The organism is Ensifer adhaerens, assembly GCF_002007205.1.
Lineage (GTDB): Bacteria > Pseudomonadota > Alphaproteobacteria > Rhizobiales > Rhizobiaceae > Ensifer > Ensifer adhaerens_D.
Map to the genome: position 1 here is coordinate 780,817 of NZ_LAZS01000005.1, position 21,159 is coordinate 801,975.

Below are 21,159 nucleotides of genomic sequence, written 5' to 3' on the forward strand. Positions count from 1 at the left end.
CAATGGAGATGGTTGTGGCTGCGCGCCGGGAGCATTGGCAGACGCTTCACGCGGAAGAACGCTCACGCCCTGTACATTGCGATACAGATCGGCGGCCGCCAAACACACGCGGGATACACCCACCCGCTCTAATCCGAACAACGTTGGCTTCGAAGTTAAGGCCCAACGCGCCCATCGAGGCACGCTTCGTGTACATGCTCAGTCCCAACGCGCCGACTTCCAGATTGGAAAAGGTGTTTGTCAAAACGCATGCATGGCGGGCCGGGAAGGGAAGCTCTAGCGTCTGAAGATCAACGAGGCAGGATCATGAACCAGGGTTTCTACATTGGCGTCCTTGCTGCGCTCTTTGCGGCCTTTGCCTTTTCGCTCAACTTCGTCGTGCCGTTCATCATCGGTGACTATTCCACCTTTGACTTTGCGCTGGTCCGCCATGTGGTCTCGGCTCTGGTCGGCCTCTGCATCCTGTTTTCAACGAAGGGAGTGATCCGACACCTGACGCTGCGAAACGGGCTTTCCGCGCTCTGGCTCGCCTTTATCGGTTATGTCGGCTACTTCCTGACGGTAACGGGAGCCGCCATTTTTGCCGGGCCGGTGATCGCGCCCGCCTTCCTCGGCCTGGTGCCTATCGCTCTGATGGTGATCGGCAACAAGCGTCAGGGATCAGTCTCATGGCAAGCCCTGATGGTACCTCTTACGCTGGTGCTGGCCGGTCTCGTTTTTGTCAACGGCACGGCGTTCACCGCCGAGGGGCTGGAATCTGTCCGTTCATTCTGGATCGGCGTTCCGCTGGCGCTAGCCGCAGTGGCGTTGTGGGTCTGGTTCGCGATTGCCAACCAGGCGGCATTGTCGGCCCGGCCGGAAATGCCCTCCGGCGTGTGGTCTGCGCTGATACTCGTGGGCGGCGGTATCCTGATGCTGGCCTTCTACCCCGCGGGTGCCGCGATGGGCCTCTTCCAGCTGCCAAAACTGGGTTTCGGGTGGCATGCCGCCGGATCGCTCTATCTCTGGGGCACTGCGTTCGCGCTTCTGGCGACGGTCTGCGGCGTATGGGCGTGGAATATCGCCTCAAGAAGCTTGCCCGTTGCGCTGGCCGCGCAGCTGATCGTCTCGGAGACCGCGTTTGGCGTCATCGGCGGTCTTGTCGTCCACGCCCGCTGGCCGACCGCGATGGAAGTTGCAGGGGTGGCAATCCTGATTGCAGGCGTGGTGCTGTCCGTCCGAATCTTCTACGAAAGGCAGTTTCCAGCGGGCAAGCCGGCGCTGGCGCACCAGTAGCTGCATCGCCTCTCGCCCCTGTGGCCGCCCGGAGCGGCTGGTCCGCTTCGGGTCGGACGTAGGCCGCGGCATTTGCGGCACAACACCCGAAACGTGCGAAGGGCGCATCCTGCGATGCGCCCTTCGCTTGATGGCTCTAACAGCGCCGCGAACCTGTCCCCGGATCGGAGCGGCCTCAGATCACGGCTTGAAGCGCGCGACCACCAGATGTCCGGGGATCGGTTCGCCTTCTTCCAGCCGCACCGTGATGTCGCCGACCTCGATGATCTCGAAGCCGGTGGCCGCAAGCCGGTCGCGCAGGTAGCTCTCCGCGTGGGCAAAGCGCTGATGCGGGCCAACCATGAAATTGCGTCCGGCGAAGGTTTCTGCCGGCAGGGTCTCGCTGGAGAAGATCAGCAGGCCGCCCGGCACCAGATTGTCGACGGCACCGAAGAACAGCGCTTCGAGCGCACCCATATAGGGCAGCACATCGGTGGCGACGATCAGATCGAACGGCTCGTCGTCATTGTCGTCGAGAAAGTCGACCGCTTCGGCGACATAGAGCGTCTCGTAGAGATCCTTTTCATGGGCGATCTCGACCATGTTTTCCGAAAGATCGACACCGGTGATGTCTTCGGCCATGTCCCGCAGCGCGCCGCCGGTAAGCCCCGTGCCGCAGCCGAGATCGAGCACCCGATCGAAGGGGCCGAGTTCGAGCGCCTGGAGGCGCTGGCGTACGAGAAGCGGCACGCAGTAGCCGAGCTGGTCGACGAGCACGTTGTCGAAGACTTCGGCATGCTGATCGAAGAGGGTGGCGACATAGGCGTCCGGCGCCTTCACCGGCGTCTCGCCGCGTCCCATCGAGGCCAGCCGCACCGCAGCGCCGCCGTGATCTTCCGGATCGAGCGCCAGCACTTCGGCATAGGCTTCAGCGGCGGCATCGAACTTGCCGGACTTTTCCAGGGAGAGGGCGCGGTTATAGGCTTCCGCCAGCGCTTCCTCGTCGATTTTCGTGCTCTTTTGGGTCATGGGCGCTTCTTACGTCCGCAGACCGGTTTTGGCAATCGCCGTCCGTGCCCGCCCATTGCGAAAGCCGGCCGCAAAACGCAGTTCCGACGCCGAAAAACGGCGTCGTTCGGCGCTGTCGGGATTTATCGGCGGCAGGAAAGGAGTCATGATCATAAGCATAAGAAAAGACGGGAGGAATGCCGATGTCCGCCGAGCTTGGGCCGCTGATCTTGAGCACTGAGATCAAGGAGCCGAAGGGCCCGCCTTTGCCGCAGACGTCGCAAGAGCAGATCAACGCGGTCGTGCACTATTATCGCGGTGAAATGGGACGCATGGCCGGCTGGCGCGACCGCATCGACCGCACTTCGAACTGGGCGATCACCGTCGTTGCGGCACTGCTTTCCGTATCGCTGTCGACACCGTCGTCACACCACGGCGTGCTGCTCTTCGCCATGTTGCTGATCACGCTGCTGCTCCTCATCGAGGCGCGGCGCTACCGCTTCTTCGACGTCTACCGCGCCCGCGTGCGCCAGTTGGAACGGGGATACTTCGCCCAGATCCTCGCCCCTGATGGGGCACCGAACCTCAACTGGGCGGCAGCGATCGCCAAGAGCCTGCGCAAGCCCGCTTTCCTGATGAGCTACCGCGAGGCGCTTTGCCGGCGGCTGCAGCGCAATTATTGCTGGATGTACCTAATCCTGCTGCTTGCCTGGGCGCTGAAGATTTCCTCGCCGAAGATCTCCACCAACGGCGAACCCTTCGGTCACGTGCGCTCTTGGGCCGATGTTGCCCAGAACGCGGCGCTCGGTCCGGTACCCGGCTGGCCGGTAGTCATCGCTGTCGTGCTGTTTTACGGGCTGGTACTCTACGGCTCGCTGCACAAAGAGCCGCGCGAAGGTGAACTGGCGCACGGGGAGGTGCATGTCTGAGGCGCATGTCCAAGATGTCCCCTGCGGCTCGCCGCTGGCTGCCGTATGTGCCCAAGATGTTCAACGGCCGTGCCGGCTTGGCTCGATCGCAGACCTTCCGGTCGTGCTTGATCCGTCTCTGCTCCAACCGCCTCAATGCAGAATGAGCTCGCCTTTCAGCGCTCGCCATTCCGTTGCCGAGATCAGCTTGCGGTGCACGTAGCGCACCGAATGCAGCGGCCCGTCCAGTTTCTCTTCCCAGAATTTCAGGAAGCTGCGCATTTCCGGGAAGTCCGGAGCGATGTCGTAGTGCTGCCAGATATAGGTTTGCAGGAAGGCCGGATGGTCGGGCAGGTGGTAGAGGATCTGCGCCGTCGTCAGTCCGTAGCCCTTGAGCTGAAGTTCCATCTCGTTCGTCATGTGGACCTCACTTCTCGCAAAGGTTGGTCCCTATGATGAAACGCCTGATTTGTTAATCAAGGGCTAATATTTGTCTCGAAGTGAAACTTTCGCGTGAAATAACAAAAGCTTGGCAGCATCTCGCAGGGAGTGCTGCCAAGCTTCTTTGACGTGACCGGCGAATGCTTATCGCTTCAGGTGGCGCGTCAGCCGCGCTTCCAGCAGGCTCCAGATGTTGCGCAGGATCTCCACCATGATGAGGTAGAGAATGGCCGCCCAGATATACATCTGGAAGTCGAAGGTGCGGGAGAAGGCGTAGCGGGTTTCGCCCATGAGATCGAAGACCGTGACGATCGCGACGATCGCCGAGCCCTTGATCATCAGGATGATCTCGTTGCCGTAGGGGCGAAGCGCCACGATCATCGCCTGCGGCAGGATGATCTTCCAGAAGGCGACGCGCTGGGGCAGGCCGAGGGCGTCTGCCCCTTCGCGCTGGCCGCGCGGCACGCTCTCGATCGCCCCGCGCAGGATCTCCGCCTGGTAAGCTGCGGTGTTGAGCGTAAAGGCGAAGATCGCGCAATTCCAGGCGTCGCGGAAGAACCACCACAGACCGACCGCTTCGAGCTGCGGGCGGAAACTGCCGAGGCCGTAATAGATCAGGAAGAGCTGCGCGAGCAGCGGCGTGCCGCGGAAGAAGTAGACGTAGCCGTAGGCGAACCAGGACAGGAACCTGTTCTTCGACATGCGGGCAAAGGCAATCGGCAGGGACAGGATGGCGCCCATGACGATCGAAAGACCGACGAGCATCAGCGTCACGCCGAGACCGTTCAGGAAGCGGGGGCCGTATCTGGCGAACTTCTCCGGATCCCAGCCGCCAACCACGGTCAGGAAGATACCGACGCCGAGCGCCAGCCAGATGCCGAGCGCGACGCTGCCGACGAAGCGGCTGAGTGTATAGGGCTTCGGCGGAACCGGCGGCGGAGCCTGCGGCGGGATCATCGTTGCAACGACACTCATCGGCCCATCTCCGCACGCTTGGTTCGCCGTTCGAGGTAAGAGAAGACGATCGACGAGATCATCGCGAGGATCAGGAAGAGCACGCAGGCGACACCATAGAACTCGAAGGCCTGCTTGGTCACACGGGCGGCAATGCCGGTCTGGCGCAGGATGTCCGTCAGGCCCACGACCGAGACGAGGGCGGTGTCCTTGAGCAGCGCCATCCAGAGATTGCCGAGGCCGGGAAGCGCGATGCGCACGAGCTGCGGCAGGATGATGAGGCGCATGGTTCTGCCGCGGTGCAAACCAAGGGCATCGCCGGCCTCATACTGTCCGTGCGGAATGGCCTTGAAGGCCGAGAGCAGGACCTCGGAGCAATAGGCGGAGAAGACGACACCGAGGGCGATCATGCCGGCGAAGAAGGCATTGATCTCCACCGGGCCTTCATAGCCGAGCGACGCCAGCAGTTGCTGAACGAGGATCTGCAGGCCGTAATACACGATGAACAGCGTCAGCAGTTCGGGCAGGCCGCGGAAGATCGTCGTATAGATGTTGGCGGCCGTTCGCACGGTGCGCTCTTCGGACTGCTTTCCGAGAGCGATGAAGAAGCCGATCAGCAGGCCCACAGGCAGCGTGGCGATGGCGAGGCTCGCGGTAACGACGAAGCCGTAGGCGATATCGTCGCCCCAACCGGTGTCGCCGCAGGCCAGCAGCGTGCCTGGTGCGAACCAGGTAAAGACCCCGACCGGGCCGCAGAATGGATCGACGATCGATCCGATCCAGGAGAGGATGGAGTAGAAGCCGGCAAACAACCCGCTCATGTCAGAGATTTCCCCTTTGCGCTGTTCTTATGCGTATCGATCGCGCTTTGTTTTAGGCTCTTGTCAAACAAAAACGGCGGAAGGGCAAGCCTTCCGCCGTTGCAATTTTCGCATCAACCGACGTTTTTCCGGCATGATTCACTAGGAAATCGCACCGGAAACCGTCAATCAGCTGCCATAAACGTCGAATGGGAAGTACTTTTCGTTGATTTCCTTGTACTTGCCGTTGGCGCGGATCGCTTCGATCGCCTTGTTGAACTTTTCGCGCAGCGCATCGTCGCCCTTGCGAACGGCAATGCCGGCGCCGTCGCCGTTGATAACCGGGTCGATCGGCAGGGTACCGAGCAGCTTGCAGCAGGCGCCGTCAGTCGTCTTCAGCCATTCGGAGAGCACGACGACGTCGTCTATGACCGCATCGATACGGCCGTTGGCAATGTCGAGCTTGTACTCGTCAGCCGTGGGATAGAGCTTGATTTCGGCACCCTTCATATGCGCTTCGGCATAGTTGGAATGGGTGGTCGAGCCTTGAGCGCCGAGTGCCTTGCCCTGAAGGGCGGCGGCCGTTGCCTCGGTGATCGGCGAATCCTTCGGCACGACGATTGCCGGCGGGGTGTTGTAGTACTTGTTGGTGAAGTCGACCTTTTCCTTGCGCTCGGCGGTGATCGACATGGACGCGATGATGGCGTCGAACTTCTTGGCGATGAGCGCCGGAATGATGCCGTCCCAGTCCTGCGTCACAAAGGTGCACTCGGCCTTCATTTCCACGCACAGCGCCTTGGCGATGTCGATGTCGAAGCCCGTCAGCGTGCCGTCCGCTTCCAGGTTGTTGAAGGGCGGGTAGGCGCCTTCCGTGCCGATCACGACCTTTTCGCCGTCGGCCATGGCCGAGCCTGCCATGAGCACGAAAACGGCAGCCGATGCGGCGGCTGCCAGCCGCTTGGAAATACGCATGATAGTCCTCTCTGTTGGTCGACATCCGGCATTGTTGTTTTTCGCGGATGCCAATTTCAGCCGGGGCGTCTGCCGCCGGTTGTGGCGATATTCGTACTCTTTTCCAGTAAAAATCAACAGGAAAGCGAAGGTCCTCACCGGGAAAAGGATTTCGACCGGAGATTGCGTCGAAGGCGACGCAATGAACATGAACGGCGCGTTCAGCGGCGGTTAATCTTGGCTTCGCTAGCCCTAGTGGAGGAACCGGTTCGCGGTTCGGGCGTTGCGTTGGACCGGGCGTTGCGCGGGCAACACAAAAAAGCCGGAACCTTGGGTCAAGGCCCCGTAAGAATTCACGTTCGCATTCGATTCTTCCATATGCCATGGATTGGAAAAGGGATGCGGGCCAGGACCTCCCAGGAAGAGGAAGGAAGACAAAGTGTCGATTCGATCCAAACTTTTCGCGACCGTCGCGCTGCCGGTGTTGTCGGTGTCCGTGGCGGTTCCGCCCGCTATCGCCGACAACCTGATGAAGCCATTCGAGGTTGCACAGGAGGGCGGCGGCCAGTCTGAGGAAGAGCAGCTGTTGTTGAAGCAGCGCCAGGCCGAAGAAGAAGCCGCGCGCCAGGCCGCCGAGCAGCAGCGTGCAGCCGAGGAAGAAGCTGCCCGCCAGGCCGCAGAGCAGCAGAAGGCCGCTGAAGAGGAGGCCGCTCGCCAGGCTGCAGAACAGCAGAAGGCTGCTGAGGAAGAGGCTGCGCGCCAGGCCGCAGAGCAGCAGAAGGCCGCCGAAGAGGAGGCCGCTCGCCAGGCTGCAGAACAGCAGAAGGCCGCCGAAGAAGAAGCTGCGCGCCAGGCTGCGGAACAGCAGAAGGCTGCCGAAGAAGAGGCCGCCCGCAAGGCTGCTGAAGAACAGAAGGCTGCTGAAGAGCAGAAGGCTGCTGAAGAGCAGAAGGCCGCTGAAGAGCAGAAGGCCGCTGACGAACAGAAGGCTGCTGACGAACAGAAGGCCGCTGACGAACAGAAGGCTGCCGAAGAAGAAGCGGCCCGCAAGGCTGCTGAAGAGCAAAAGGCTGCCGACGAGCAGAGGGCTGCTGAAGAGCAGAAAGCTGGTGAACAGCCGGCCACCACCGATGAGCAGAAGGCCAGTGGAGAAACCGCGCCCGCCGTCGAACCGCAACCGCAGACCGGCGAGGGACAGCCTGTCCCCGGCACCGAACAGCCGCAGACCGGTGAGGGGCAGCCGGTACCGGGCACCGAACAGCCGCAGACCGGCGAAGGCCAACCGGTACCGGGCGCCGAACAGCCGCAGACCGGTGAGGGTCAGCCGGTACCGGGCGCCGAACAGCCGCAGACCGGCGAAGGCCAGCCGGTACCCGGCGCGGAGCAGCCGGTAACAGCCGAGCAGCCGCAGGTGCAGCAGCCGGTTCCCGAGGTGGTCGACACCCGCACGGAAGAAGAGAAGGTGAAGATCGCCGACGATCCGGCGGCGACCGACGAGACCGTGGTGCTGCCGGTCGAAAACGGTGCGGCCGTGCTCGACAGCGACAAGGACGCCGATAATGCCGGCGGCAACCAGGCGCGCGAAGAGCGCCAGAAGCTGCGCGAAGAACTGCGCGCCAAGGAAGAGGATGCGCCGCCGCCGGTAGACGATGCCGCCGCCCAGGCCGCGATCGCCGCCGAAATCCAGGCCGACCTGCCGCAGAAGATCGAGGCGAACCTCAATGAAAAGGGTACGCGCGTCGACGAGGCGCCGGTCTTCGTGGTTCCGGAGACGACCAACATCGTCAACAACACCATCATCAACAACACGGTGATCAACAACAACACGACGGTCAACAACATCACCAACAACATCACCGAGGTGAAGATCGTCGAGCAGGTCGACAACCGCGTGATCCTCGGCGTCGGCGACCAGATCTTCGTGCGTGGCGACGATCGTCCGCGCCTGCGATACGACGCCGAAGAGACTTTCTACGACCAGCTGCCGCGTGGCCGTACCCGCGAAACCATTGTGCGCCCCGGCGGCTACCGGATCGTCACCGTCTACAATCGTTACGGCGACATCCTGCAGCGCTCGCGCGTCGACCGCGACGGCAACGAATACCTGATGATCTACGCACCCGAGCGTGACGAAGGTCCGCGTCCGGCGATCATCGACGTCGGTTACGAACTGCCGCCGATGCGCCTGCGCATCCCGGTGCGTGACTACATCGCCGACGTTTCCGATGATCCGGACCGCGACTACTACGAGTTCCTGTCCGAGCCGCCGGTGGAGCGCGTCGAGCGCGTCTACACGATGGATGAAGTCCGTCACTCCGCGCGCCTGCGCGACAAGGTTCGCCGCGTCGATCTCGACACGATCACCTTCCCGACGGGCAGCGCCGAAGTGTCGATGTCGCAGGCAAAGACCATGCGCAAGGTCGCAGCCGCGATGGAGAAGGTGCTTGCCAAGGATCCGGGTGAAACCTTCTTCATCGAGGGCCACACCGATGCCGTCGGCTCGGACCGCTCCAACCTCGTGCTTTCCGACAAGCGCGCCGAATCGGTGGCCTCGCTGCTGACAGAGGTCTATGGCATTCCGCCGGAAAACCTGGTGACCCAGGGCTATGGCGAGCGCTTCCTCAAGGTGCGCACAGAGGATGCCGAACAGCAGAACCGCCGCGTCACCATCCGCCGCGTCACGCCTCTGGTGCGCCCGGTCGCGCAGCGCTAACAAGGCTTCGCACAGCGCCAAAATGATTGGCGCTGCGCGGATCAAGCTCCGGGCAGGACTGCCCGGATAAGACCAGGAAACCCGCCTCGCAAAAGGCGGGTTTCTGTCGTTTCAGAGAATCTCTAAGCCTTCTCTTTTCCCCGGATTGCCATGAAACCCCTTGTTTTCGCGTTTGTTGCCGCCGCCGCCTTCGCTCAAGCGGCTATTGCCGCGCCCGGTCTGGTCGAGCCGGATCTGCGCATGCCGGCCAATCCTGAGGGAAAGAGCGGGGCTCCGCGCGTCGCGTTGACGCTCGACGCCTGCAGCGGTGCGACCGACATGCGCATTCTTGGAACCCTGATCGAAAACCGGATCCCGGCGACGATCTTCGTCACCGCGCGCTGGCTGAAGCGCAACGGCCTCGTCGTCGAGGTGATGAAAGCGCATCCGGATCTCTTCGAGATCGAAGACCACGGCGCCATGCACGTACCGCCGATCGACGTGAAGATCTCGGTTTATGGTATCGCGGCGGCAGGCTCGGAGGCTGCGGTGGCAGCCGAAGTCGATGGCGGCGCTGTCGCGATCAAATCGCACGGCCTTCCGGCGCCGAAATGGTTCCGCGGCGCGACCGCCAAATACACCCATTCGTCGATGAGCCAGATCCGCGCCATGGGTTACCGCATCGCCGGCTACTCGGTGAACGGTGACGGCGGCTCGCTGCTGGGTGCAGGCATGGCCGAAAAGCGCATTCGCGCGGCCAAGGATGGCGATGTCATCATCGCCCATATCAACCAGCCGACCCATTCGGCCGGCGCGGGCGTTGCCCGCGGCATCCTCGGCCTCAAGGCGAAGGGCTACAGCTTCGTCCGCCTCAACGACATTCCGGACGAAATGGCGGTCGGGGCGACGAACTGACGGGCGCAGGCGGTCGAATTCGGGAAAATGTCCGGAGCTTCAAAAGATGCCGGAGGTGCCGCAGGCACCCGGCGCAAGCCGCGAGCGGGCTCTGAAACGCTTGCCACTGACGAAGGCCGTTCGCGTCTTTTCGGCCTGAGGCCATTGCTCGACGCAGAGTAGCGGTCCGTCGAAATCCGTTTTCCCTTGCCGGCGGTTCTCCATAGGCTTGTTGCGCTATGCGACTGCCTCTGGAGGAAATGGATGAAACGTGTCGTCTTCGGGCTCGTTGTCGCACTGTTGTCGCCGGTGCTCTCGTCGCCTGCGCGCGCGGATGGCGCAGGCGCGGCACTGGCACCGTTCGAAGAGGTGCTGGAGCGCGCCGAAGCCGGCGATGCCGAGGCTGAGATCGATCTCGGCATGCGCTACCAGACCGGCGAGAGTGTTGCACGCGACGTCATGAAGGCCATTGGCTGGTACGGCAAGGCCGCCGAGAAGGGCAACGCGAAGGCGCAATTCTATCTCGGCACCATCTATTTCAACGGCGCCGAAGGCGTGAAGCAGAACTATGCCGAGGCGCTACGCTGGTTTCGGCTCTCGGCCGAGCAAAAGGTGCCGGCCGCTCAATACAATCTCGGTGTTCTCTACGAAAAGGGCTTGGGCGTTGCCAGGGACGAGGCGCAGGCCGTCGCCCACTACCGGCTGGCCGCTGAACAGGGCTATGCCGCGGCGCAATACAATCTCGCAAACCTTATCCAGCAAGGTCGAGGTAGTACGCGGGACGGGACCGCGGCCCTGAAATGGTACCGCAAGGCGGCGGAGCAGGGACTCGTCGCGGCCATGCACAATCTCTCCATCGCCTATTTCCAGGGCAACGGTACGCTGAAGGACGACGCGGAGGCCTACCGGTGGACGTCGCGCGCAGCGATCGCCGGGGAGGCTCGTGCTCAGTACAATCTCGGGTTCATGTACGAGAAGGGGGCTGGCGTGGAACGCGATGTGGCCGAAGCGCTGCGCTGGTATCTCCGCGCGGCCGAACAGGGAAACATCGATGGGCAAGCGAATGCCGGCCGGCTCTATTTCAACGATGAGGCCGGGCGGATCAACGCCAAGGAAGGTGTTCGCTGGCTCCGCCCCGCAGCGGACGCCGGCCACAGGGACGCGCAAAACCTGCTCTGTAGCGTTTACGTGCGCGCCTTCGGCGTCGGGCGCGACGATCGCGAGGCGGTGATCTGGTGCCGCAAGGCGGCCAACCAGGGCATGGTCTCGGCGCAGGTGGACCTGGGGATCTTCTACATGCTGGGACGCGGCGTCGAAAAGGACGAGGCTGCCGCGTTCGAACTGTTCCTGAAGGCAGCAAGACAGGGGAATGCCCAGGCCCAGATGAATGTCGGCGTCATGTACCTGAAGGGTGCTGGCGTCGCCGAAAACTACGGGGAGGCGCACCACTGGTTCCTGACGCTTGCTGATCGCGGCGATCCCGCAGGGCAATTCAATCTGGCGGTCATGTACGCCAATGGCCAGGGGCTCGAGAAGAACGTGAAGGAAGCGGCGCGGCTCTACAAGCTTTCGGCCGAGCAGGGCTATGCCCTGGCGCAGTACCATCTAGGAATGGCCTATCTCCATGGCATTGGCGCCGAACTCGACGCAGCGGCTGCCGCCAGATGGTTTCGCAAGGCCGCCGATCAGGGAAACGCCGACGCTCAGTTCAATCTCGGCATCGCCTATGCGAGAGGCGCCGGGGTGGATCAGGATCTTTCGGCGGCCGCGAAATGGTATGCCAAGGCGGCCGCGCGAGGGGTGCAGAAGGCGCAGCAGCTGTTTGACGGGCTGCCGAAAGAGGTTCGCGACGCCCAGAAGCAGTGACCCTTAACCCGTGCTTTTGGTCAGGAAAGGGCGTCCTTGCGCTGCAGGCCTGCGACCTTCTCGACGAAATCGGCAATCGCCATCGTGTCGTCGAGCTCGAACACCGGCAGATCGGAGCCTTCTATCGGATGATCGGCGGCGATCGCGCAGATGTGGGGATCGGTGGGGGCCAGCGGTTCGCGGTTCGCTGACTCCAGGCGCCGGGCTTCGACCTTGGGGATCGGTTCGCGCTTGTAGCCCTCGACGAGCACGAGATCGCAGGGCGCAAGCCGTGCCAGGATATCCTCGAAGGAAGGCTCCGGTGCGCCGCGCAATTCGTGCATGATGGCAAAGCGGGTGCCGGAGACGATCGTCACCTCATGGGCACCGGCCTCGCGGTGGCGGTAGCTGTCCGCGCCGACCTTGTCGATATCGAAGTCGTGGTGGGCGTGCTTGACGGTGGAGACCACGTAGCCGCGCCGCGTCAGCTCGCTGACGAGCCGGACCATCAACCCGGTCTTGCCGGAATTCTTCCAGCCGGCAATGCCGAAGATCTTCATGGGGCTCATGCCTTGTCATCCTCGAAGAAACGCAACCATTGCTCCGCGTCGGTGAGATCCTCGGGCGTGTTGACGTTGAAGAACGGATCGAATGCGCCTTTTGCCGTCGCGATGAGCGGAAAATCAACCGTTACCGAAGGGTGGTCTTCGATAAAGGCACGGACGCGGCGTTTCGGGTCGCTGGTCAGAAAGGTCTCCAGCTCATCCGCAAGGGCGACCGGCCAGAGCCCGAACAACGGATGCATCTGCCCGTCGGATGCCGCAACGGCAATCTGCTGATGCTCGGTCATTGCGCCGGCCATTCGGGTGACGAGATTGTCCGGAAAAAACGGCGTATCGGTCGGAACGACGACGACATGGCTTGCGTCCGGATTGGTCGCCGCGACGTGGCGCGTGGCCGTCAGCACGCCGGCCAGCGGCCCGAGAAAGCCCGGAACCGTGTCGGCGATGATGGGCAGGCTTCTGTCGATGCCGACCGCTGGCTCGGCGTTGAGGTTGATGGCGATGTTTCCGACCTGCGGCTGCAACCGGGCGATGATGCGCGACAGCATCGTCTGGCCGCCGAGTTGAAGGCCGAACTTCGGGCTTCCCATGCGGCGCGACAATCCGCCGGCAAGGACGACGGCCGGCAAGATCGCGCTGGTCAGAGGCGAGGGACTGCTTTCAGGCATCGGCAGCTCCTATTCCAACGGGCCGGTCAGCGAACGCTGGGCGACGGCTTTCCGGCCGCGCAGCGTCTCGCGATAGAAGGTGTAGAGGCCCGAACCGATGATGACCGCGACACCGACCAGCATCCAGTGATCCGGCACTTCGGCAAAGAAGAAGATGCCGATGGCGATCGACCAGATCAGGCTGGTGTAGCGGAATGGTGCGATCACCGAGATGTCGCCGGCGCGCATCGCCAGCACGATCGTCTGGTAGCCGAGCATCAGGAGAACGCTTGCAGCGGCGATGTGACTGAACGTTGTTGCCGACATCGGCTGCCAGCCGCCCATGGGCTGGATGAGGAGAGCGCCGACGATGGTGGTGACGAGCGAGGTCGACACGGTGATGTAAAGCGACGGCACGTCGTGGCCGATGCGGCGGGTGCAGAGATCGCGGGTGGCGGTGACGAAGACGCAGGCAACCACCGTGAGGGCCGCCGGCGTGAAGCCTTCGGGGCCGGGGCGCAGCACGATCAGCACGCCGATGAAGCCGGCGATGATCGCCGTCCAGCGCCGCCAGCCGACCGGTTCGCCGAGGAACAGGGCAGCACCGAGTGTGACTGCAAGCGGTAGCGCCTGCATGATCGCCGAGGCGTTGGCGAGCGGGATCTGGCCAAGCGCCGAGATATAGGTGACCGAGGCCAGTGCCTCCATGGCGATGCGCAGCAGGATCGCCGGGCGCAGCAGCGTTCCGAGCGGGCGAAAGGCGCGGAAGTGCCAGGCGGCGATGACCACCATCAGCGTCGTCAGCAATCCGCGCACGAAGATGATCTGGCCGACATTCATCGCGCCGGTGACGGATTTGACGAGCGCGTCGTTGCAAGAGAACGTGACCATCGCCAGGCACATGAAAAGAATGCCGCGGAAATTCGTGGAGGCTTGCATGCTGGCTGTCCTGCGGCGCCGGACAAGCGGGCTGCGCTGCCGGCGGATGGGAGGCGAATCCACGGGATGGGATCGCCCAATGTTTAAGCATTGGCTGACGCCATGTGCAAACGGGATCGCATGACGCAGCGACTTTTCTTGTCCGACAAGTAGAAGGCGTGCTTCCAAGACGGATCCTTCGCGGGAAAGACTGTCGCATGCCGGTAAAACGGCGCGAACGAACGTAAGCTTATTCGCGGAATCTTAAGTTTCGCTGCCTATCGTCGCGACAATTCCGCATCCATTCGCATGACGCGATCGGCGGGGTGGCGCCGCAGTAAACCTTGCAGGGTGGCCATTCCAGGGACGATGCCTAAGGCTTGGGAGAGCTTTGGTCGGCGTCCCATCGGTGTTTCAACCAAGAAAAACCGCCGCGCGGGCCTGCTTCCCATAAGAATAATCAGGGGTGCGCAATGTCTTTCATCGATCGCTTGCTGCAGCGGCTGCGTATCGTCACCAAGGTTCTGCTTTTCGTGGTTCCGCTTGTGGCGCTCATCGCCGGCATTGGTCTCATCGGCTTCTTCACCGCCCGCACGCTCAACGGCCATATGACCGTGACGCGGGAAACCATCAACAATCTCTCGGATTTCCAGGCGCTGCGCGGCGCGCTGCAGGCTTTTGCCGACGCGCCGAGCGAGGAGACGCGCACGGCGTTGTCGAACCAGGTCGACCAGCAGGAAAGCGGCGTGAAGGCGCTCGACGGCCTGTTGACGCGCGCCGAAGACAAGGCGGAAATCGCCTCGGTGCTAGCGCTCGGTCAAGCCATGCGTAGCCAGACGGACAAGCTCTGGGCAACCAAGCTCGAACGCGACCAGGTGACGGCGTCGCTCGACAAGGCGCTCGCCGACATGACCGAACAGGGCAACGGCGCCTATAAGCAGATCGACATCATCCGCAAGGAATCCGGCGAGAAGGAAGCGTTCGCCAAGGCGTTGCTCTTCGATGCCGCCGCCTATCAGGGCCTTGCCGAACGCATCAAGAAGTTCCGCCTGCCGGTGACGATGGCCGTCAATCCGGATGCGAAGGTCGACCAGGCGGGCAAGCTTTTGCCCCATCTCCTGAAGCAGATCGAAGAGGCGGAAAAGATCGCCTCGGAAAAGGTGCAGGCGCCGATCGCTGAAGTGAAAGATCAGGCGCTCAAGGTGCAGGCGATCCTTGCCGGTAGCGACGCCAACGAGGCGAAGAAGAACGCGCTCGTTCCGATCCTCAGCAAGTTCTCGAAATATGAGGCGGACTTTGCCAAGGAGGCCGCGAAGAATTCCGACACGGCCGCCAAGCGCTTTGTCGGCATGGATGCCGAGATCTCGCAGCTGAAGACCCTGATCGCGCTGATGGGCGACACCTTCAAGGGGCTCGACAGCACGCGGCTGCATATCAGCGAACTGCATCGCAAGCTCGATGCGGCCGGCCGAGAGCCGGTCATGGCCGACATCAAGACGGTTCGCGAAACCGCGGGCAAGCTCGGCGAACTCGGCGGCAAGAACGCGGCTCTCCGCGATCTACCGGGCAAGCTCGGCCCCTCGCTCGACAATATCGACAAGGGCACTGCGGCGCTGATCGACGTCGGCGGCCGCTGGCAGACAGCGAAGGCAGAGGCTGCAGCCCTTGTCGCGACCGCGAGCACCACGCTCGAAAGCTTCGTCAGCAGCGCGCAGGAAGCCGGCAAGGTCGATAGCCAGCGTTCGGCCGATGTCTCGATCGTCGCCATGATCGCCGGCACGTTGCTCGCCATCATCGGCGGCCTGATGCTGGTCGAGACGCTGCGCGGGCCGTTGAAGCGCGTGACCGAAACGATGACGCGGCTTGCGAGCGGCGATCTGGAGGTCGCGATCGAGGGCCGCAACCGCGGCGACGAGATCGGCGACATGGTGCGCTCGGTTGCTGTCTTCCGCGACAATGCCGTCGAGAACGTAAGGCTTGGGCGCGAGGCGGAAGCGGCACGTGCGCTTTCGGCCGAGGAGGAAGCACGACGCGCTGCGGAACGGGCGCGCGTCGAAGCCGAGCAGATGCAGGCGCTGAATGCGCTCTCCGACGTGCTTGCGGCGCTTGCCGACGGCAATCTCGAAGAAGGCATGGCCGAAGACCTGCCGGCCGACTACGTGATCATGGCCCGCACCTACAACAACGCCGTCGAGGCATTGCGGGCGACACTTGCTGACGTGCGTGTCGTCACCGGTGAAATCACCGGCGGTACCGGCAATCTCGCCTCGTCGGCGGACGATCTCGCGCGCCGTACCGAGCAGCAGGCAGCAGCACTGGAGGAAAGCTCGCGGGCGCTGCGGCAGTTGACCGACATCGTTCGCGCGACGGCCGAAAGCGCCCGCAAGACGACGGTTTCGGTCGGCGAAACCAATTCCTATGCCAGGCATTCCGGCCAAGTGGTCGCCAAGGCGATCGACGCCATGGCCGAGATCAACCGGTCCTCGGAGAAGATCAGCACGATCATCGGCGTCATCGACGAGATCGCCTTCCAGACCAACCTCTTGGCACTGAATGCCGGGGTCGAGGCGGCGCGGGCAGGCGAGGCGGGTCGCGGCTTTGCCGTGGTGGCGCAGGAGGTGCGCGAGCTCGCCCAGCGTTGCGCCGGTGCTGCCCGCGAGATCAAGGGGCTGATCTCGGAAAGCTCGGCGCAGGTCAGAAGCGGCGTCGCTCTCGTCCAGGAAACCGGCGATGCGCTCACCGTCATCAACAACCACATCGGAACGATCCATGACCTCGTGAGCAACATCGAAGCTTCGGCGGCCGACCAGTACACCGGCCTCAACGAGGTGAATTCGGCGGTCCACGAGGTCGAGCTGATCACCCAGCAGAATGCCGCCATGGTCGAGGAGAACACCGCCGAGATCCACGGCCTGCGCCGGCAGGTGGAAGCGCTCAACGACAAGATCGAGCGCTTCCGGACGGGTACGGAGGGTGTTGGTGCGCATGCGCAGGGACGTCGCGGCTACGCGGCTTGAACTTAGCGCAACGTCCAAGACGATGACCTCCAACGCGCCTGCGCCGAAGAGCTTGCCCCTCTCCTCGGGTTTAACCCGAGGACTAACCCTCTCCCCGCAGGCGGGGCGAGGGGACGTGCCCGATGGCAAGCCATCTGAATGCTGGCCTCTGTAAAACGATCACACATCGATGCGGAGTACGTGGGGACACGAGCGTGTGCCCCACATTCCCTTCTCCCCGCAGGCGGGGAGAAGGTGCCGGCAGGCGGTTGAGGGGCCGCCTGCCGGTTGTTTTTTCAGAACGGTATCATTTGGTCAGCCGCCGGTAACGCTCATGTGGCGGGCGACGGCAGGGCGGTTGTGCTCTCGGTCGATGATGAAGTCGTGGCCCTTCGGCTTGCGGCCGATCGCCTCGTCAATCACCTGGCTGAGATAGGCATCGTCCTCGGAGGCGCGCAACGCGGTCCTGAGGTCGGCGGCATCGTTCTGGCCGAGGCACATGTAGAGCGTGCCGGTGCAGGTGAGGCGGACGCGGTTGCAGCTCTCGCAGAAATTATGGGTCATCGGCGTGATCAGGCCGAGGCGTCCGCCGGTTTCCGCCACTTCGAGGTAACGGGCCGGGCCGCCGGTGCGATAGGGAATGTCCGAGAAGGTGAACTGCTCTTCCAGTTGCCGGCGCATTTCCGACAGCGGCATGTAGTGGTCGGTGCGGTCTTCCTCGATCTCGCCCATCGGCATGGTTTCGATCAGCGTCAGGTCCATGCCGCGGCCGTGGGCCCAGCGCATGAGATCGGGGATCTCGACGTCGTTGAAACCCTTCAGCGCCACTGCGTTGATCTTGATCTTGAGGCCGGCGGCCTGGGCCGCATCGATGCCTTCCATGACCTTCGAGAGATCGCCCCAGCGGGTGATCTGATGGAACTTTGCCGGATCGAGTGTATCGAGCGAAACATTGATGCGCTTGACGCCGCAGTCGACGAGCTCCGAGGCATATTTCGAAAGCTGCGAGCCGTTGGTCGTCAGCGTCAATTCGTCGAGCCGGCCGGCTTCGATCTCCCTGCCGAGTTCACGCACCAGGAACATGATGTTCTTGCGCACCAGCGGCTCGCCGCCGGTCAGCCTCAGCTTGCGCACGCCCTTTTCGATGAAGGCGGAACAGAGACGCTGCAATTCTTCAAGCGTCAGCAGATCCTTCTTCGGCAGGAAGGTCATGTGCTCGGCCATGCAATAGGTACAGCGGAAATCGCAGCGGTCGGTGACGGACACGCGCAGATAGGTGATCGCCCGACCGAAGGGGTCGATCATCGGAGCGGTTTTCTGCTCGAGCGGCCTGGCGCCGAACCTGTCTATCGTCGCTGTGTTCAAACGTCTTTCTCCCAGCCCTTTCAATGTCGTCGTCGAACCTGCTCGCGTCAAGGCGCATACTGTCGCAAAGTGTTGATCGGAAGAGACGGGTAATTCCCGAAGGCCGATTTCCAGAGCGCCGTGCGATCGTGCGAACGCACAAAGGCACTCTAGCACTTTGATTCCAGAGCATCTTTCTGCCTCAAAGTGATTCCACTTGAATTCAGGATGCTCTAGGCTAGTGGATATCCGTCGCGATAGACGCAGATCACGGCGAAGGAACGGCATCGAGTTTGCCGTGTGCGAAGGGAGCAGACGATATGAGCGAAATCTGGCCGACGGAACTCAGGGTATCCAAGGACCGCCACCGGCTTGTCGTCACCTTCAACGATGGCGGGTCGTTCGATCTGTCTGCCGAGATGCTGCGCGTGCTTTCGCCCTCGGCCGAAGTGCAGGGTCATGGCCCCGGCCAGCGGGTAACCGTGCCCGGCAAGCGCAATGTGCAGATCATCTCGGTTCAGCCGACCGGCAACTATGCGGTGCGCATCGGCTTCGACGATTTCCACGACACGGGCATCTTTACCTGGAGCTACCTGCGCGAACTCGGCGAAAAGGGCGCGGAGCTGTTTGGCGGCTATGAGCAGGAACTGGCGGAGAAGGGCATGTCGCGCGACAAGGCGGAAAAGCCGCGCTGACGACGACGTCGCGCATGTTTCCAGACGCGCAACGGCCGCGTGTCGCGCGCCTCAGGCCAGTTCGCGTTCTTCCTTCAAGAGCAGGCCGATCAGCCGTTCCATGGACCGGGTGACGACCAGGCAGTCACCTATCGGCTCGTCGTCGAGCAATTTTTCGATCAGTGCAGTGTGGATCTCCATCGCGGCCTCGGTCAGCGTCCGGCCCTCCGGGGTCAGCGATAGCCTGAGCACCCGTTTGTCCTTCTCGTCGCCGCGGCGCAGGATCAGGCCGCGCTTTTCCAGGTGCGGCAGAAGCATGCTCATGTTGGAACGGCCGACCAGAAGCTTGCGCGCCAGTTCCTGCTGCGAAATGCCCTCGAAGCGATAGAGATTGATCAGGATATCGAGGTGCGGGGGCTTGATGTCGAGATGGGCGATCTCGCGGGTCACCGTCTGCTGCATCAACTGGCAGGCACGGGCAACTGCGATCCAGCTGCGGAAGCGGGGGTGGTCCCAGGGAAAATGATGTTCGCTCGTCACTTGATTTTTGTTCATCGTTGTACAATTATGTTCAGCATTGAACATATCTAGAGATTCCCACTATGGCACCCTTTGCGATCAAGGTCATCCGTCAGGCGCTAAAAGGCGTCGCCGCGTTCTCTCCCGATGCAGCCGGTCGGCTCGCCTTCAGGCTGTTCACCCTCACGCCCGGCCGAAAGCCCAAGAACGCCAAGGAGAAGGCGGCGCTCGCCGCTGCAGCGCCGCTGATTGCCAAGGGGCATCCGGTGACCCTTTCCTACGCCGGAGGCTGGGTACTGGCGCGCCAGTTCTTTCCGGCACGCAGGGCTGCGAACACCAAACGCATCCTCCTCGTGCACGGCTGGGGGTCGCGCAGTGACTATCTGGCCGCGATGATCGACGGACTGGTCAAGGGCGGCTCCGAGGTGGTGACGCTCGACTGGCCGGGACATGGCGGCTCGCCGGGGCGTACGTTGACGATGCCTGCCGCCGTGAGGTCGATCGATGCCGCCTGGCGGCATTTCGGCGATTTCGACGTCTGCGTCGGCCATTCCTTCGGCGGCGGTAGCTTGGCTTGCGCGGCCGGCGGCATCGTGTGCGACGTGCGCAATCATGTGGCGAGAAAGATGGTGCTGATCGGCGCACCGAGCGAGATGACCTGGCTTTTCAAAGGCTTCGGAAAAATTCTTCGCCTCGCACCGAAGACGCAGGCTGCCTTCGAAGGCGTCGTGGAGCGGCTCGCCGGGCGTCGTCTGGAGGATTTCGACGCGGCGAAGGTCGTGGGCACGCTGGGCACGCAGACGCTCGTCATTCATGCCGAGGACGACAAGGAAGTCTCGGCCGACCACGCGCGCCGCTATGCGGCGGCCGGGCCAAATGTCGAGATGCACTGGGCTAACGGCCTTGGCCATCGCCGCATCGTCTCAGCCGCCCCGGTGATCGAGCGGGTCAATGCGTTCATACACGCGGAAGATCAAAAAGCCGCCGCCTGACCATTTTTCGTTGACCTCGTCATCAGACTGTCATGCTATCGGCCGAAGGGTCGCTCGCCCGGGATTCTCTGCGCAACTTCGCGCCCTCATCGTTCCCCGGGACTTTGGCAGCATTGGAGGACGGCATGTCGGTCATCACCTCGGTCGAGGAACTCAACACGCTCTATGGCGGCGTCAGCGAAGCGTCGGTGGCCAAGGTCACCAAGACGCTGACGGCCGAGTACCGACTGATGATCGAGGCTTCTCCCTTCTGCGCGCTTGCAACGGTCGGCCCGGAAGGCTTGGATTGTTCGCCGCGCGGCGACGACGACTGTGTCGTCAGGATCGCCGACGACAGGACGGTGCTGCTTCCCGACTGGCGCGGCAACAACCGCGTCGATTCGCTCGCCAATATCGTGCGCGACCCGCGCGTGGCACTGATGTTCCTGATCCCCGGCTCGAACACGACGATGCGCATCAACGGCACGGCGGTCCTCAGCATCGATCCGGAGCTTACCGGCAGCTTCGAGGTCGATGGCAAGCACCCGCGCAGCGTCATCGTCGTGACGATCGGCGAGGTCTATTTCCAGTGCGCCCGCGCCGTCATGCGGGCGCAGCTCTGGAACCCCGATCGTTTCCTCGATCCGGCGTCTCTGCCGACGCCGGGCACGCTGCTCAAAGCCGCCAAGGCGGATTTTGACCGCGAGACCTACGATCGCGAATGGCCGGAGCGCGCCGCCAAGACCATGTGGTAGGCTGCCATCGGGCCGACCCCGTACG

19 protein-coding genes are annotated in these 21,159 nt (G+C 62.8%); 9 read left to right on the top strand and 10 right to left on the bottom strand.

Annotated elements, in window-relative coordinates; translation table 11 throughout:
* Positions 1 to 306 precede the first annotated feature (306 nt).
* Entirely contained in the window at positions 307 to 1,275 is a 969-nt protein-coding gene (locus tag XB14_RS07655; RefSeq protein WP_077961035.1) for a DMT family transporter, read from the top strand.
* Between the two features lie 180 nt (positions 1,276 to 1,455).
* Here the strand turns inward: XB14_RS07655 and XB14_RS07660 are convergent, their stop codons facing one another.
* Entirely contained in the window at positions 1,456 to 2,283 is an 828-nt protein-coding gene (locus XB14_RS07660) for a class I SAM-dependent DNA methyltransferase (RefSeq protein WP_077961036.1), read from the bottom strand.
* A 182-nt stretch (positions 2,284 to 2,465) separates the two neighbouring features.
* Here XB14_RS07660 and XB14_RS07665 point away from each other — a divergent pair, with 182 nt between their 5' ends.
* Positions 2,466 to 3,191 (top strand): DUF2270 domain-containing protein, encoded by a 726-nt coding sequence (locus tag XB14_RS07665; RefSeq protein ID WP_077961037.1) that lies wholly within the window; start codon positions 2,466 to 2,468, stop codon positions 3,189 to 3,191.
* 132 nt (positions 3,192 to 3,323) lie between these two features.
* On the opposite strand, the gene XB14_RS07670 is transcribed toward XB14_RS07665, so the two are convergent.
* The 4 genes from XB14_RS07670 to XB14_RS07685 form a co-directional block, all read right to left on the bottom strand.
* On the bottom strand, positions 3,324 to 3,590 hold the full coding sequence (locus XB14_RS07670; protein WP_034795148.1) for an usg protein: 267 nt from the start codon (positions 3,588 to 3,590) through the stop codon (positions 3,324 to 3,326).
* Between the two features lie 165 nt (positions 3,591 to 3,755).
* Positions 3,756 to 4,586 (bottom strand): ABC transporter permease, encoded by an 831-nt coding sequence (locus XB14_RS07675; RefSeq protein WP_077961038.1) that lies wholly within the window; start codon positions 4,584 to 4,586, stop codon positions 3,756 to 3,758.
* Complete coding sequence (locus tag XB14_RS07680; RefSeq protein WP_077961039.1) at positions 4,583 to 5,386, bottom strand: ABC transporter permease; 804 nt, start codon at positions 5,384 to 5,386, stop codon at positions 4,583 to 4,585. The genes XB14_RS07675 and XB14_RS07680 overlap by 4 nt, the downstream gene beginning before the upstream one ends.
* A gap of 168 nt (positions 5,387 to 5,554) precedes the next feature.
* Complete coding sequence (locus XB14_RS07685) at positions 5,555 to 6,337, bottom strand: ABC transporter substrate-binding protein (protein ID WP_077961040.1); 783 nt, start codon at positions 6,335 to 6,337, stop codon at positions 5,555 to 5,557.
* 418 nt (positions 6,338 to 6,755) lie between these two features.
* On the opposite strand from XB14_RS07685, the gene XB14_RS07695 reads away from it, so the two are divergent.
* From XB14_RS07695 to XB14_RS07705, 3 genes are all read left to right on the top strand, one after another.
* Positions 6,756 to 9,029 (top strand): OmpA family protein, encoded by a 2,274-nt coding sequence (locus tag XB14_RS07695; RefSeq protein WP_077961042.1) that lies wholly within the window; start codon positions 6,756 to 6,758, stop codon positions 9,027 to 9,029.
* Positions 9,030 to 9,179: 150 nt separating this feature from the next.
* The gene (locus XB14_RS07700) at positions 9,180 to 9,923 is read left to right on the top strand and encodes a polysaccharide deacetylase family protein (RefSeq protein WP_077961043.1); all 744 of its coding nucleotides are present in this window, start codon (positions 9,180 to 9,182) and stop codon (positions 9,921 to 9,923) included.
* Positions 9,924 to 10,166: 243 nt separating this feature from the next.
* Positions 10,167 to 11,768, top strand: a complete 1,602-nt coding sequence (locus XB14_RS07705) for a tetratricopeptide repeat protein (RefSeq protein WP_077961044.1) — start codon at positions 10,167 to 10,169, stop codon at positions 11,766 to 11,768.
* Between the two features lie 20 nt (positions 11,769 to 11,788).
* On the opposite strand, the gene mobB is transcribed toward XB14_RS07705, so the two are convergent.
* From mobB to XB14_RS07720, 3 genes are read right to left on the bottom strand one after another with little or no spacing between them, the layout of a single operon-like run.
* Entirely contained in the window at positions 11,789 to 12,316 is a 528-nt protein-coding gene (mobB, locus tag XB14_RS07710; RefSeq protein WP_077961045.1) for a molybdopterin-guanine dinucleotide biosynthesis protein B, read from the bottom strand.
* Positions 12,313 to 12,978, bottom strand: coding sequence for a molybdenum cofactor guanylyltransferase MobA (gene mobA, locus XB14_RS07715; protein WP_077961046.1), 666 nt, complete (start codon positions 12,976 to 12,978; stop codon positions 12,313 to 12,315). Before mobA ends, mobB begins: the two co-directional genes overlap by 4 nt.
* Positions 12,979 to 12,987: 9 nt before the next feature.
* Positions 12,988 to 13,896, bottom strand: a complete 909-nt coding sequence (locus XB14_RS07720) for a DMT family transporter (protein WP_077961047.1) — start codon at positions 13,894 to 13,896, stop codon at positions 12,988 to 12,990.
* Between the two features lie 452 nt (positions 13,897 to 14,348).
* On the opposite strand from XB14_RS07720, the gene XB14_RS07725 reads away from it, so the two are divergent.
* A complete protein-coding gene (locus XB14_RS07725; RefSeq protein WP_077961048.1) occupies positions 14,349 to 16,892 on the top strand; it encodes a methyl-accepting chemotaxis protein in 2,544 nt (847 codons plus the stop codon).
* Between the two features lie 294 nt (positions 16,893 to 17,186).
* Here the strand turns inward: XB14_RS07725 and moaA are convergent, their stop codons facing one another.
* On the bottom strand, positions 17,187 to 18,236 hold the full coding sequence (moaA, locus tag XB14_RS07730) for a GTP 3',8-cyclase MoaA (protein ID WP_077961049.1): 1,050 nt from the start codon (positions 18,234 to 18,236) through the stop codon (positions 17,187 to 17,189).
* Positions 18,237 to 18,535: 299 nt separating this feature from the next.
* Between moaA and XB14_RS07735 the strand changes: the two genes are divergently transcribed.
* On the top strand, positions 18,536 to 18,910 hold the full coding sequence (locus tag XB14_RS07735) for a gamma-butyrobetaine hydroxylase-like domain-containing protein (RefSeq protein WP_077961050.1): 375 nt from the start codon (positions 18,536 to 18,538) through the stop codon (positions 18,908 to 18,910).
* Between the two features lie 51 nt (positions 18,911 to 18,961).
* On the opposite strand, the gene XB14_RS07740 is transcribed toward XB14_RS07735, so the two are convergent.
* Positions 18,962 to 19,444, bottom strand: a complete 483-nt coding sequence (locus XB14_RS07740) for a MarR family winged helix-turn-helix transcriptional regulator (RefSeq protein WP_077961051.1) — start codon at positions 19,442 to 19,444, stop codon at positions 18,962 to 18,964.
* Positions 19,445 to 19,491: 47 nt separating this feature from the next.
* Between XB14_RS07740 and XB14_RS07745 the strand changes: the two genes are divergently transcribed.
* Entirely contained in the window at positions 19,492 to 20,400 is a 909-nt protein-coding gene (locus XB14_RS07745) for an alpha/beta fold hydrolase (protein WP_077961052.1), read from the top strand.
* A 125-nt stretch (positions 20,401 to 20,525) separates the two neighbouring features.
* On the top strand, positions 20,526 to 21,134 hold the full coding sequence (locus tag XB14_RS07750) for a pyridoxamine 5'-phosphate oxidase family protein (RefSeq protein WP_077961053.1): 609 nt from the start codon (positions 20,526 to 20,528) through the stop codon (positions 21,132 to 21,134).
* Positions 21,135 to 21,159: the final 25 nt, after the last annotated feature.